12 protein-coding genes and 1 pseudogene are annotated in these 14,370 nt (G+C 50.1%); 3 read left to right on the plus strand and 10 right to left on the minus strand.

The window, feature by feature from the left end:
* The first annotated feature begins 22 nt into the window (after window positions 1-22).
* Complete coding sequence (locus FEK66_RS17880) at window positions 23-172, plus strand: type I toxin-antitoxin system Hok family toxin (RefSeq protein WP_064527420.1); 150 nt, start codon at window positions 23-25, stop codon at window positions 170-172.
* Window positions 173-237: 65 nt separating this feature from the next.
* Here the strand turns inward: FEK66_RS17880 and FEK66_RS17885 are convergent, their stop codons facing one another.
* Window positions 238-411, minus strand: a complete 174-nt coding sequence (locus FEK66_RS17885) for a hypothetical protein (RefSeq protein ID WP_130210233.1) — start codon at window positions 409-411, stop codon at window positions 238-240.
* 273 nt (window positions 412-684) lie between these two features.
* Window positions 685-1,215 carry a cytochrome b561 gene (gene cybB, locus FEK66_RS17890; RefSeq protein WP_130210235.1) on the minus strand — a complete coding sequence of 177 codons (531 nt, stop codon included), beginning with the start codon at window positions 1,213-1,215 and terminating at the stop codon, window positions 685-687.
* A 188-nt stretch (window positions 1,216-1,403) separates the two neighbouring features.
* Here cybB and gap point away from each other — a divergent pair, with 188 nt between their 5' ends.
* On the plus strand, window positions 1,404-2,405 hold the full coding sequence (gap, locus tag FEK66_RS17895) for a type I glyceraldehyde-3-phosphate dehydrogenase (RefSeq protein ID WP_135493881.1): 1,002 nt from the start codon (window positions 1,404-1,406) through the stop codon (window positions 2,403-2,405).
* 40 nt (window positions 2,406-2,445) lie between these two features.
* On the opposite strand, the gene aldA is transcribed toward gap, so the two are convergent.
* The 3 genes from aldA to hrpA all read right to left on the minus strand — a co-directional run bounded on the left by aldA (window position 2,446) and on the right by hrpA (window position 9,056).
* Window positions 2,446-3,885, minus strand: a complete 1,440-nt coding sequence (aldA, locus tag FEK66_RS17900; protein WP_130260864.1) for an aldehyde dehydrogenase — start codon at window positions 3,883-3,885, stop codon at window positions 2,446-2,448.
* A gap of 195 nt (window positions 3,886-4,080) precedes the next feature.
* Entirely contained in the window at window positions 4,081-4,881 is an 801-nt protein-coding gene (ydcF, locus tag FEK66_RS17905; protein WP_135406531.1) for a DUF218 domain-containing protein YdcF, read from the minus strand.
* Between the two features lie 272 nt (window positions 4,882-5,153).
* The gene (hrpA, locus tag FEK66_RS17910; protein ID WP_135493879.1) at window positions 5,154-9,056 is read right to left on the minus strand and encodes an ATP-dependent RNA helicase HrpA; all 3,903 of its coding nucleotides are present in this window, start codon (window positions 9,054-9,056) and stop codon (window positions 5,154-5,156) included.
* 200 nt (window positions 9,057-9,256) lie between these two features.
* Between hrpA and azoR the strand changes: the two genes are divergently transcribed.
* Window positions 9,257-9,862 carry an FMN-dependent NADH-azoreductase gene (gene azoR, locus FEK66_RS17915; protein WP_097740873.1) on the plus strand — a complete coding sequence of 202 codons (606 nt, stop codon included), beginning with the start codon at window positions 9,257-9,259 and terminating at the stop codon, window positions 9,860-9,862.
* A gap of 41 nt (window positions 9,863-9,903) precedes the next feature.
* On the opposite strand, the pseudogene FEK66_RS26035 reads toward azoR, so the two are convergent.
* The 5 genes and pseudogenes from FEK66_RS26035 to FEK66_RS17935 form a co-directional block, all read right to left on the minus strand.
* A pseudogene (locus FEK66_RS26035) lies at window positions 9,904-9,984 on the minus strand (hypothetical protein); the annotation flags it as partial.
* Window positions 9,985-10,845 (minus strand): pyridoxine 4-dehydrogenase, encoded by an 861-nt coding sequence (gene pdxI, locus FEK66_RS17920; RefSeq protein WP_135493877.1) that lies wholly within the window; start codon window positions 10,843-10,845, stop codon window positions 9,985-9,987. It lies immediately after the preceding pseudogene.
* Between the two features lie 365 nt (window positions 10,846-11,210).
* Window positions 11,211-11,534, minus strand: a complete 324-nt coding sequence (locus FEK66_RS17925) for a YdbL family protein (RefSeq protein WP_135493907.1) — start codon at window positions 11,532-11,534, stop codon at window positions 11,211-11,213.
* A 7-nt stretch (window positions 11,535-11,541) separates the two neighbouring features.
* Window positions 11,542-11,727, minus strand: a complete 186-nt coding sequence (locus FEK66_RS17930; protein WP_000706310.1) for a YnbE family lipoprotein — start codon at window positions 11,725-11,727, stop codon at window positions 11,542-11,544.
* Complete coding sequence (locus FEK66_RS17935; RefSeq protein ID WP_135493875.1) at window positions 11,724-14,363, minus strand: YdbH family protein; 2,640 nt, start codon at window positions 14,361-14,363, stop codon at window positions 11,724-11,726. The genes FEK66_RS17930 and FEK66_RS17935 overlap by 4 nt, the downstream gene beginning before the upstream one ends.
* Between the last annotated feature and the right edge of the window lie 7 nt (window positions 14,364-14,370).

Here is a 14,370-nt window from a genome sequence, read left to right on the forward strand (position 1 = left end):
CCATCCGGCAAGGAGAAAGGCTATGAAGCGCAACCCCCTGGTGGTGTGTCTGCTCATTATCTGTATCACGATTCTGGCATTCACACTCCTGACCCGACAAACGCTCTACGAACTGCGATTCCGGGACGGTGATAAGGAGGTAGCGGCTCTCATGGCCTGTCAGTCCAGGTAAGGGCCTGCGCGGGGAGAATTCCCCGCGCATCTGGTTGACGAGTTCATTTTCTCATGGCGCCCCTTTTAGTTAGTGCATGTTTTTTTCGATGCGCTGATAGAACCATCATTACAGACAAATTTACCGCCAGCTGTACAGTGAGAGATCCCCCCTTTCGCACCAGAACAGGGTTTGCGCCCGGCATCAACATAAAAAGACATCAGTAATCCCATCAGTAAAATAAAGAGCAACTTTTTCATACAACCTCCATGGCTTGCCGAATCTTATGTTCGGTATAAAAGTTATACGCTGTGCGGTCTTTATTTCACTTAGGGGAGATCAAAGATTGGAGAAATTGAATTTCAATCTTAACAGTAGATATATTGATTAAATATCAACCCGTTGAACATATAAACTCGGATTATGGTTTTATTTGTCATACAAATAAATATAATAGGCGCTTCCGATGTAGGCCCGTATTCTTCGCCTGTACCACGGGTCTGGTTTAGTACAGGCGCTTTCTTCTAATACCCTCAGGAGCGCTTACGCGGCATCATGCGCAAAAGCGTGTTGTCTTTCCATAAATAGTGGTGTGCCAGAGCAGCAGCCGCATGAAGCCCGATAACGTAATATCCCAGATTGGCCAACGTTTCATGCCACCACTTTAATCTATCCACCAGGTCAAAATTGGCCTCTGACGCGTAAGGCATTGTCAGACCAAACGCAAACCACGGATTACCCCGGTTATACATCATCACCAAACCAATCACTGGCAATACAATAAACAGGAGATAGATCACCAAATGTCCCAAATGAGCGAGTCCCGTCATCATGGGCCTGGGTTTCGGTACAATGGGCGGCGTTGGGTATTTCAATCTGAGTAACAGACGAACCACCATCAGCACGAGAATTGAGATGCCACATGAAACGTGGATCATGTTGATCACCGGACGATCGCTACGCGGGAAAAATCCACGAAACTCCATCGCACAATAGGCTGCAATAACCAGCAAAAAGACCAGCCAGTGAATGCCAATTTGTAACCTTGAATATCTAATTCCCATAACATTTCCTGCTTTAACACAATTTGCCGTTAACATAACGAGCTTTTCTTAAAATTTCATTAAATATTGTTCACCCGTTTTCAGTACGTTACGTTTCATGGCAAAAAGGTAGATTGCCCATCCTGTCATCCTGGTCTAAGCCTGGAAAGGACTAATTTTTACCCACAAGTTCTTGACTGGAGAAAACCATGAGCAAAGTTGGCATTAACGGTTTTGGTCGTATCGGCCGGCTGGTATTACGTCGGCTACTTGAGATTAAAAGTAACATTGACGTTGTCGCCATTAATGATCTTACGTCTCCGAAAATTCTCGCCTACCTACTAAAGCACGATTCAAACTACGGTCCTTTCCCCTGGAGCGTCGATTTCACAGAGGATTCACTTATTGTTAATGGAAAAAGTATTGCGGTTTACGCCGAAAAAGACGCGAAAAATATCCCCTGGAAAGTAAAAGGTGCTGAAATTGTCATTGAATGTACCGGTTTTTATACTTCCGCAGAAAAATCCCAGGCGCATCTGGACGCTGGAGCGAAAAAGGTGTTGATTTCCGCACCGGCAGGAGAAATGAAAACCATCGTTTATAACGTCAATGATGGCACTCTGGATGGCAACGACACCATTATTTCTGTGGCGTCATGCACAACCAACTGTCTTGCGCCGATGGCCAAAGCATTGCATGACAGTTTTGGGATAGAAGTTGGCACAATGACAACGATCCATGCCTATACCGGCACCCAGTCTCTGGTGGATGGTCCGCGTGGTAAAGATTTACGTGCATCGCGGGCAGCGGCGGAAAATATCATCCCCCACACTACCGGTGCGGCAAAAGCTATTGGTCTGGTGATCCCGGAACTTAGCGGCAAACTTAAAGGCCATGCGCAACGCGTGCCAGTGAAAACAGGTTCAGTGACCGAGCTGGTGTCTATCCTTGGGAAAAAAGTGACTGCTGAAGAGGTGAATAACGCACTTAAAAAAGCAACGACCAATAACGAGTCATTTGGTTATACCGACGAAGAGATTGTCTCTTCCGATATCATTGGCAGCCATTTTGGTTCGGTGTTTGATGCGACCCAAACGGAAATCACCGCAGTGGGCGATTTACAACTGGTGAAGACCGTCGCCTGGTACGATAACGAGTATGGTTTTGTCACTCAACTCATTCGTACTCTGGAAAAATTCGCCAAACTCTGACCAGCACTGGCGGAGGAAAAACCTCCGCCTCTTTCATATCTTACGACTGCAAATAGACCACCTGAGTCTGTAGATACTCATGCAAACCATGTTTGCCATCTGCGCCGCCAATACCCGACTTACGCCATCCAGCATGGAAACCTTGCATAGCTTCGAAGTTTTCTCGGTTGATGTAGGTTTCGCCAAACTTGAGTCCTTTGATGGCTTTCATCGCCACGTTAAGATTCTCGGTATATATCGATGACGTCAGGCCATAATCGCTGTCGTTGGCCATGGAGATAGCCTGTTCCAGCGTGTCAAAAGCGACTACCGGCAGCACTGGCCCAAAGGTTTCTTCGTGCATAATGGACATTTCCTGGCGGACATCCAAAAGCAACGTTGGCGGATAATAATAACCTTTCCCTTCTACAGCCTTACCACCCAACGCGATTCTCGCGCCCTCTTCTACTGCCCGCGCTACCTTTTGTTCCACCCTTTCCAGAGCCGCAGCGTTAATCAGCGGCCCCATCGCAATGTCGTTACGTTCGGCGGGGTTACCAAATTGAACCGCCTGCATTGCCTCGCCCAGTCGATTAACAAAGCGATCGTAAATACCTTTCTGCACATAGACACGTTCCGCACAGTTACACACCTGCCCGGTATTTATCACGCGTGAATCAACAATGGCTTTGACGGCCAATTCAAGATCGGCGTCATCCATCACGATAGCAGGGGCTTTGCCCCCCAGCTCCAGACACACTTTGGTGATATTTTTCGCCGCGGTCGCCATGATTTTTTCTCCGGCAGCGACGCTGCCTGTCATGCTGACCATAGCGACTTTTGGATTACCCGCCAACTCCTGACCTACCGTTTCACCGCGTCCTAACACAAGGTTAAACACGCCGCGTGGTAGGCCAATTTCGTCGACGATTTTAGCAAATGCGATCGCATTGTTTGGCGTAAATTCGCTCGGTTTGATGACGATGGTATTGCCTGTGAGAAGAGCTGGCGCCATTTTGCGAGCGATCAGGAAAAACGGGAAGTTCCACGGTAGGATACCGGTCGTTACGCCCAACGCACGTTTAAACAGCAGGATGTTTTCCCCAGGACGATCACTTTGAATAATCTCGCCCTCGTAGCGACGAGCCCATTCTGCCATGTAATCGATATAGTCAGCAGTAAAAGCGACTTCGACTTCGGCCAGCTGTTGAATTTTGCCACCTTCCTCGACGATCAATGAGCTAATTTCACTGGCCCGTTCGCGGATCCCCGCAGAGATTTTCCGTAACCAGTTCGCTCGTTCAATCGCGGGTAATGCTTCCCATTCTGGCTGCGCTCGCTCTGCCGCATCGATTGCTTTGCGAGCATCTTCAGCCTGGCCATCAGGAATGCGGGAAATCACTGCCTCTGTTGCGGGGTTAACCACATCAATCCATGCGTCGCCGCGCCAGGTGATAAACTGTCCATCGATATACATAGGATGTTGAACGGGTACAGACATGGGCTACTCCTGCGATTGATATGTTTATATTTTGTAACTCATGTGTTAATTAACATCAATCACAGCAGAGAAGGCATCGTGGATGTGCAATTTTGTGAAAGGCTTCATAAAAAGAGATACGACGGGAATAAAGAGAGGAAGAAAAAGAGCAGATCATTACCCGTTTGCAATCATTTGTTCACAAACGGGCAATTATTAGCGCAGTGAGCGACTCTCCATTGCCTCAATAAGCACAGCGTCATGCTGTAATAGCTGCCATGCCTGCGTAACTTCTGACGGAAAATCGACGTGAACGATAAAATCGCGTCCGCGCGGTCCATAGCCATCGCTGTCATCGCGCAAGCGTGGCAGCTCGCCAGTAAGTAGAGACAAATATCGCTCAACTGGCCATAGTCCTGTCAGCGGATTAGCAAACGTCACGCTGCCTGCATCATTTCCCAACTGTGGTACGAATCCCGGATAACTTAGCCAGCGAGGCGCATCAGGATTATCTCCGGTAATACGACGGAACGTCGCCATGGTTCGGCGTTGCATAGTGGGATCCTGGACGACAATCGTGGTATGGACTCGCTCTGCTAACTGATTCAATAATGCGATACTGAAACGGGCATTTTCTCCACAGTTAGTTGACTGGTCTTCAATCCAGATTTTTTCCTGCGGAATGTGCCAGAACTGATGAGCGATATCCGCCAGGATGGTAGCTTCTGCCCTGCCAGTGGTGCTGATAGTGTTGTAGTGCGGATGCTGTGCGATGGCGCTATACAAAAAAGTTGTCGAGTGACCTATACCACCGCTAATCAGTAAAGGAATTTGCTGATCTCTTGCAATCTTACAAGCGGCATCGATAGTGGGAATGACAGCATTGCCTGCAAGTATCACGCAATCGGCCTGATACGGAGCTTCACCGGAGAAATCATCCTGCGCCAGCCATCGACCGATAACGTTTATAGCATCAATGGTTGACGCTGAAAGCGTCGGAAACGGGTTAATATTCATGGTCCCTCCTTATCGTTCCCTTAAGAATACTGCGTGAGATAATAATGAGAAGCGGAGCACTCTGAAAGGAGGAAGCCGTATTTCCTTAACCACCTCTCCGCAAGCCTGACATATCTTTTACGGAAAAGCTGTAGATAAACATTATTCATCTTGCAGCAGAGAATTGTATTTTTCTGAATTCCCCAATTTTTGCCTTTACCGTTTTTAGAATTAATAAAAAACCCGGCGCTAAATGCTTACCGGGTTTTAGATTTATCAGGCAAATAGCAGAGTTAACCGCTAATCTGCTCCATCGCCTGCAAAATACGCTTATCTGAAATCGGATAAGGTGTCCCCAACTGTTGAGCGAAGTAACTAACGCGCAGCTCTTCTATCATCCAGCGGATCTCTTTCACGTCTTCATCCTCACGACGTGCAGGCGGCAGTTTGTTGATCCATTGCTGCCACGCCTGCTGGACGTTTTCGACTTTCAGCATCTGCACACGGTCGCGATGTGGATCAATCGCCAGTTTTTCCAGTCGTTTTTCAATCGCCCGCAAATATCGCAGCGTGTCGCCCAGCCGTTTGAAGCCGTTACCAGTAACAAAACCGCGATAAACCAGCCCGCCCATCTGCGCTTTGATATCCGACAGTCCCAGCGCCATCGTCATATCCACCCGACCTTTCAGGCGTTTGTTGATATTGAACACCGCAGTGAGGATTTGTTCGACCTGCTTCGCAATATCCACCACCGTGTCGTTCAGTTCAGCGCGCACTTTTTCATGCAGCGCAGCAAAGCCTTCTTCCGTCCAGACCGGTCCACCATTGGCGTCGATCAGTTGATCCACACCGCAGGAAATACAGTCGTCAATAAGCTCCAGCACTTTACCATACGGGTTAAAGTACAGCCCCAGCTTAGCTTTGTTTGGTAACTTCTCATGCAAATACTTGATCGGCGATGGAATATTCAGCAGCAGTAGACGGCGAAGACCGTTCCACATTGCCTGCTTTTGCTCCAGCGGGTTATCAAACAGTTTGATCGACACACTGTCGCGCTCATCCACCAGCGCCGGCCACGCTTTCACTTTGTAGTTGCCACGCTTCTGTTCGTAGCTTTCCGGCAGTTGCCCAAAACTCCAGATATGTAAGCCGCTCTGCTCGATACCGTCATCCGCCACCGCAGACAGCGTTTCCTGCACTTTGCCTTTCAGGGCATCTTTCAGATCTGGTAGCGAGCGTCCTTCTTTTAGCTTCTTGTTTTTGTCATCCACCACGCGGAAGGTGATTTTCAGGTGATCAGGCACCTGATCCCAGTGCCAGTCTTCGCGGTCAACGGTAACGCCGGTCATCCGCCGTAGCTCGCGTTCAAGGCTGTCGAGCAACGGTAACTCCAGCGGTGTGACGCGGCCTAAAAACGCTTCGGCGTAGTTTGGCGCGGGTACAAAATTACGGCGTACCGGTTTCGGCAACGATTTAATCAGAGCAATCACCAGTTCGCGGCGCAGACCGGGGATCTGCCACTCAAACCCACTCTCCTCAACCTGGTTAAGTAACGGCAGCGGAATATGTACGGTCACACCGTCAGCATCTGCGCCGGGCTCAAACTGATAGCTCAAACGCAGTTTGAGATTGCCCTGATGCCAGAAGTTCGGGTAATCCAGCTTGCTGATTTTTTCTGCCCCTTCTTTGATCAACATGCTCTTTTCAAAGTTGAGCAAATCAGGCGTTTCGCGGCTGACTTTTTTCCACCAGCTGTCGAAGTGGCGTGCAGAGATCACATCGTGGCTGATGCGCTGGTCGTAGAACTCAAACAACGTTTCGTCATCGACCAGAATATCGCGGCGACGTGATTTGTGTTCCAGCTCTTCCACTTCTGCCCGCAGTTTCAGGTTTTCGCGGAAGAAAGCGTGACGCGTCTGCCAGTCACCTTCCACCAGCGCATGGCGAATAAAGAGTTCACGACACAGCGCAGGATCAATCTGGCTGTAGTTAACATTACGCGCGGCGACAATCGGCAAGCCATAAACGGTGACTTTTTCCGTTGCCATCACCGCGCCCTGCGCCCGTTCCCAGTGCGGTTCACTGTAGGTGCGTTTAATCAAATGCTGAGCGACGGGTTCCACCCATTCCGGATCGATGCGTGCCGCAATGCGCCCCCACAGACGGCTGGTTTCTACCAGTTCCGCCACCATCACCCATTTCGGCGGCTTTTTGAATAAACCGGAACCGGGGAAGATGGAAAAACGCGCGTTACGTGCGCCGGTATATTCTTGTTTATCGGCATCTTTCATGCCGATATGGGAAAGCAAACCAGTCAGTAAGGCGATGTGAATTTCGCGATACTCCGCCGGTTCGCTGTTCACCGGAATGCCGAGTTCTTTAACTACCTGGCGCAACTGGGTGTAGATATCCTGCCATTCGCGCACGCGCAGATAGTTGAGATAATCGGTACGACACAGGCGACGGAAGGCGTTTGAAGAAAGCGCCTTTTGCTGCTCGCCAAGATAATTCCACAGATTTACAAACGCGAGGAAGTCAGACTCTTTGTCGTGGAAGCGACGATGTTTTTCGTCCGATGCCTGCTGTTTGTCCATCGGACGTTCGCGCGGATCCTGAATGGAGAGCGCGGACGTGATAATCATCGCCTCACGCACGCAGCCATGTTTTTGCGCTTCCAGCACCATACGCGCCAGACGTGGGTCGACAGGCAACTGCGAGAGCTGGCGACCGAGCGGCGTCAGTTTATAGGCACTGGCCTGTTCATCCGTGGTGATCGCGCCCAGCTCTTCGAGCAGACGCACACCATCCTGAATATTGCGTTTATCTGGCGCTTCAACAAACGGGAACGCGGCGATATCGCCCAGCCCCAGCGCGGTCATCTGCAAAATAACCGATGCCAGGTTAGTACGCAGAATCTCCGGGTCGGTAAACTCCGGGCGCGAGAGGAAATCGTCTTCCGAATAGAGACGAATACAGATCCCTTCTGACACACGTCCGCAGCGGCCTTTACGCTGATTAGCTGAAGCCTGCGAAATTGGCTCAATCGGCAAACGCTGCACTTTAGTGCGATAGCTGTAACGGCTGATACGCGCCGTACCTGGATCGATAACGTACTTTATACCCGGTACGGTCAGCGAGGTTTCCGCGACGTTGGTCGCCAGCACAATGCGTCGCCCGCTGTGCGACTGGAACACGCGGTTCTGTTCGCTGTTCGAAAGCCGCGCATAAAGCGGCAAGATTTCGGTATGGCGTAAGTTCAGCTTGTTCAGCGCATCGGCGGTATCGCGAATTTCTCGCTCGCCGCTCATAAAGATCAGAATGTCGCCAGGGCTTTCCTGGCTCAGTTCATCTACGGCATCGAAAATAGCCTGCAACTGGTCGCGCTCGGTGTCATCGGCTTCTTCAACAATCGGGCGATAGCGCACTTCCACCGGATAGGTCCGACCGGAGACTTCAATAATCGGCGCATTATTAAAGTGGCGCGAAAAGCGTTCCGGGTCGATAGTCGCGGAAGTGATAATGATTTTTAGGTCAGGACGCCGCGGCAGCAACTCTTTCAAATAGCCGAGCAGAAAATCAATGTTCAGGCTACGTTCGTGCGCTTCGTCGATGATGATGGTGTCGTACTGCATCAACAGGCGATCTTGCTGGATTTCCGCCAGCAAGATACCGTCGGTCATCAGCTTGACCATCGTGTTATCACTTACGTGATCGCTGAAACGCACTTTGTAACCGATGCAACCGCCCGGCTCCGTTTTCAGCTCTTCCGCAATACGGTTCGCCACCGTTCTTGCCGCCAGGCGACGCGGCTGGGTATGGCCGATCAGCCCTTTAATCCCGCGCCCCAGCTCCATACAGATTTTCGGTAGCTGGGTCGTTTTACCGGAACCCGTTTCCCCGGCGACGATCACCACCTGGTGATCACGAATTGCTTCGAGAATGTCCTGTTTTTTCTGACTAACCGGCAAATTGTCCGGGTAAGTAATTTCCGGTCGTGCCGCTTCACGCAGCAGGACTTTCTCTGCCGCCTGGTCAATCTCTTTAGCCATCTCCTGGAAAATGGCCTGTTGTGCATCAGGATTTTTAACCTTCTTCACGCCGTGCAGACGGCGAGAAAAACGCAGTCCGTCACGCAGCATCAGCGAATCCAGCCGTTGCTGTAAGGCGTTAAAGGTCAATTTTTGTTGTTCTGTCATAACGTTAGCGGGCAGTAGGCTGCCTGATTAATTTTCTTTTAAATGATAGATATAGAGTACCACATCGCAGCTTTTTATGTGTTGTTCAATAAATTCGAACATAGACTTCGATATATTGCGCTATCTCTGTGGCAGGATTGTGAATAAAGTGTCAACAAGCAACGGGGCATCGCCCATTCAAACATCTATAAGGAAACACCATGAGCAAGGTATTAGTTCTTAAATCCAGCATCCTGGCAGGGTACTCTCAGTCTAATCAGTTGTCCGATTATTTTGTTGAACAGTGGCGTGAAAAGCATTCCGCTGATGAAATCACTGTTCGTGACCTGGCTGCAAATCCGATTCCGGTCCTGGATGGTGAACTGGTTGGCGCTCTGCGTCCGAGCGATGCGCCGCTGACTCCGCGTCAGCAGGAGGCTTTAGCGCTTTCCGATGATCTAATTGCCGAGCTGAAAGCCCACGACGTTATCGTTATTGCGGCACCGATGTACAACTTCAACATCTCGACTCAGTTGAAAAACTATTTTGACCTGGTTGCACGTGCAGGCGTTACTTTCCGCTATACCGAGAATGGTCCGGAAGGTCTGGTAACGGGTAAAAAAGCCATCGTTATTACCAGCCGCGGCGGTATCCATAAAGATGGACCAACTGACCTGGTGACGCCGTATCTGTCCACGTTCCTGGGCTTTATCGGCATTACTGATGTGAAATTTGTTTTCGCCGAAGGGATTGCCTACGGTCCGGAAATGGCAGCAAAAGCACAGTCTGACGCGAAAGCAGCCATTGACAGCATTGTTGCTGCATAACCGGACACGATCTTGATGTGGACTGTAGTTCAGTCCACATCTCAATCCGCTAACCTATTTTCCCACAATCTCAGCATCGCTTTGTGCTCTTCCTTCAGCACAATCTGCGAGCGTCTGATTCGTTATTCTCGCGAAATACCATCCAACGTAGACAACACTTCCTCAGAAAGATGCAATTTTTCAGCAGCCATATTCTCCCGTAAATGCGCGACGGAAGACGTCCCAGGGATAAGCAAAATATTCGGTGAACGCTGTAACAGCCATGCCAGCGCCACCTGCATCGGTGTCGCATTAAGGTTTGCTGCCACTTCCGAAAGCGTGGAGGATTGCAGCGGCGTGAAACCACCGAGCGGAAAGAACGGTACGTATGCAATGCCATCGCGGGCCAAAGCATCAATCATTGCGTCATCAGCACGGTGCGCGATGTTGTATTCGTTCTGTACACAGACGATTTCGGCAATCTTACGCGCCTCTGCAACCTGCGTCGGTGTGACGTTACTCAGACCAATATGTTTTACCAGCCCTTGTTGTTGCATCTCCGCCAGCACGGTCAGGCTGGCTTCAATCGATCCTTCCGCTGGGCCATGACCATCGCCAAACATAACGCGCAGGTTAACCACATCCAGTACGTCCAGGCCGAGATTACGTAGATTATCGTGCACCGCTTTTTGCAGCTCTGCCGGAGAAAAAGCGGGCAACCAGGAAGCATCCTCACCACGCCGCGCGCCAATTTTAGTGACAATTGTCAGGTCGTCAGAGTAAGGATAAAGCGCTTCACGGATAATCTGATTGGTGACATGCGGACCATAAAAATCACTGGTGTCAATGTGATTGACGCCCAATGCCAGTGCCTCACGCAGCACGGTTATAGCAACGTGGCGATCTTTCGGAGGGCCGAAAACGCCAGGCCCAGCCAGTTGCATTGCACCGTAACCAAGACGATTAACGGATTTTGTACCGAGAGTAAATGTGTTGCTGCTCATCGCACCCTGCCCTGTAATAAAACGGATTAAGAAAATCAGTATAGAAATGAAAAGAGATAAATAATGCGAAGGCGTAAACAAGATTACTGGATGAGTTGCTCTATTGTCCTGAAAGACACCAAAACAAAACGCGTCAAGCGCCGCATCTACTACCATCAACTTTTAAATATTCCTGAGCGGTCGTTTCACTATCAACAACAACCGTTAATTTACCGTCGAGATTAGTATTGTTATTGTCGCCTTGAATGCTATGTCGGTGTAATCGATGTTCTCCTTTGCAGCGACACGGTGCACAATGATCTTGTGAACTAATACCCTATTTTTCACCGACTACTACCAAATGGTGTTTGAACTACCGTTGTATGTTATTTCCGTACCCACATACCATTTATGCCCTGCACGTATTCACCGTGTTTTGCCTTTTCCACCAGCTTCGTCCCTGCCAGATTCGCCACTTCCTCCAATGGGATATTATGGCTTTCAGCGAGCTTCTGATAACTCTCTTTCCGTGCCTGGTTGATATTTGCTACCAGCTCGCGTGTTTCCGGATCAGTGCTTATAGCCGCAAGGTAGCCATTATGCCTTTCACCTACCCGCCCCTGACTTCTGGCTTCATTCAGGGTTAATGCCATCGCACTACTGCTCACCAGGCCAATAATCCATACCGCTATGAGTAATGTTCTTTTCATCATTACCTCAAAAAAGATCGCTACGGGTTTTGAGCAAATCTTCAACGTCTTTGTCCGCCTTGATAATGATCTCGTGCTCAATTTTAACGTTCATATTAATGGTGATTGGCTCTTTCGGTGCAGCCACTTCAATGCGCGGCGTACAGCCAACCAACATAAAAGAGGACGCGAACGCGGCTATCACTATTTTCATTGTTTTTCCTCACACTCTTTTCCTGATGGGCAGCCAGTTTCCGGGAGTCGGGCATTCTGTTCCAGCCATGCCTGGAGATTATCGCCAAAGCGTAAACTGCGCCACAGCGTGAAAATATTCTCTTCATGGTTGTAATTGAGATTTACCGTACCGGTTTTACCATCGACGCGACTATTACCACTGATCGTCGCCTGCATGGTTAACACGCCGAGATTATCTAAATTAATTTTTGTCGATGAACGGCTAATTTCCATATAGCGCAACCAGTTGATGGCAGTTCCTGCGGTCATATTGTCTTTTGCCACTGCATCGGCGGTGTCTTTATCCAGGCGCAAAGTCATGGGACCTGCGTTTGCCAGCCAACCATCTTTCACAATCCATTTTTCATTATTAAGCCATAGCGGCAATGCACCACTAAATGCCCCTGACATCGCGAATTGCTTCGGATTGACGGCGCTAACCAGTTCACTGGAAGAGAGATTATTCAGTCGCAACAGCGCCGGATCGTGTTGCGGCATACGTAATTGTTTCATCAGCACGTTACCGCCCAAAACATCAACACTCACATCGGTCAGTAACAAGGGTTCGTCTTCGGTCCACGGATAACGGCCCTGAAGATCGGCAGTGATATTTTTTGCCGTCACCAGGTTAACCACCTCAGCAATACGTAATGACACAGGCCGCCGCGTTCCCAGGTGCCACGCACCGTCGGCAAAACGAAATGGCAAAACAAAGTCGACACCGTTGACCTGGTTGTCTGGCATCCACGCGCTGCCACCTTTCAACACGCCATGCCCACCCGCACGGAAACCCTGCTCAGGCGCAGCAGAAAATGCCACCTGGGCATACAACTCGCCATCGCGTAAGTTCATCTTCCAGTCTGGTGGCACCAGCGGCTGGAATACGGTCAGTGATTGTTTAGGCCACCAGGCGTTGCCGCGCAGGCGAATACCGTCCCAGCGACCATTCACCCGTACCGGACCAATCTCACCAGCATGTAAATCCCCTTTGAAGAGGAAATACGTCGGATCGCGCCCATCGACACTAAATTTTAACGTTGATGGCGGTAACACACTGCCGCCCGTGAAAAGTGTTTGTCCTGCATCCAGCGAAAGCGCGCCACTAAAAGACGGATTCTGGGCGTCGCGCACCCAGACAACGGGTTTATCAAGAATTAAGCGCGGTGTTTCCACGGTCATCGTGCCATATTGCAACTGATCGAACCCGGTTGAGAGATCGATCAGCGTAATCGTGCTGTCCTGCCACTCACCTTTTCCTGCAACATCCCAGGTGGCGTGCATTGGGGTAAAACTGCCCTTGCCCCAGTAACGCCACTGCCAGCGGCCAGCGTCAGGAAGAAAATCATTCGCCAGTCCATCCATATGCAGCACAAAGTCGCCCAATTCATTTTCATGAGCCTGCAAAATAGCCTGTAAGCGCCCGTCAACGCCACGTTGAGTGACTTTTACCCCTGCTAAAGGCCAACGGATTTCATCGATGTCCAGCGAATCGATGACTCTCCCCTTTGAACGTAATAACGCTCCCGGTTCAAAGGCCAGCGTTGGGTCAGCCAGACTTCCGCTTAAGTAAGCAGGTAAGCGAGCATATAAAATGAGATCTGCCTGCTTCGCTTCACCGGTCAGTTGCAGCGGCATCTGACTGTTATCCATGCTTAATTTTCCTGGGCCGAAATTAAGCACCGCGTTACCCTTACCCGCTTGCCCCTGGGTCAGCACACTCAGTCGACCACTCACCAACGCGTTCTCAAGGCCTGCCTGCCAGTTGTCGACTTTGATACCCAGCCGCCCACTCAGGGGAAAACCTTCATACGGCCAGCTCCAGCGACCATCGCTAACGGTCAACTGTTGACGGGTAATTTCCCACGGCAAATCGAGCAACGGATCGCCGTTATCTCGAGCCATTACAATCAATTGCCCACTATTTTCCTGCCACTCCAGCTCGGCATCCACCAGTGACGGTTCCTGTGGCAGGTTCAACGTTGCTGTAGCATGACCACTTACCGGAAGCCCATCCGGCACAAGCGGCATGGTAAATTCTCCCACCAGTTTTACTGGCGGCTGATTTGCAAAGGCGGCAACATCCAGTTCACTGACCGTGAGTTGCTGCCCTTTAAGTTGGCCTTGAAATTTAACTTTTTCGCCCTGATAACGCAGTTGCTGGATATCGGAGGTCAACGATAGAGAGAGTTTTCCCTGCCATTCCTGCCAGGGTGAAAAAATCAGTTTATCAATATTGATCCAGGTGTTAGGCAGCATGGATTGCCACTGCGCAAGAGTTTTCGGTGCGGCTGGCGAGGGTTCTTCCTGTGGCAATTTCGCCAGGCAAGTGGAGTCAAGTTCTACTGTACCGACGTTCAATAACCAGCGACTGGGATGCGAAAGGCTGGCATCGGTGATATGTGCCAACTGGCAATCCGCCACCAAATAACGGAGATCGGGAATAATTAAACCTTTACGCGTAATGCGTGGGCTTTCATCCAATGCAATGCGTGTACCGAGCGGTAGCCAGATACCCGCCAGCGTGGGAACCCACAGCCCGAGCGTCATCAGCAGCGTCAACGGCACAAGAATAATCAGTAATAGCAGCGCGAGAACGGCTTTATATTTACCCAACATGGGTAGT

Source organism: Escherichia sp. E1130 (genome assembly GCF_005781065.1).
In the GTDB taxonomy this organism is placed as follows: Bacteria; Pseudomonadota; Gammaproteobacteria; order Enterobacterales; family Enterobacteriaceae; genus Escherichia.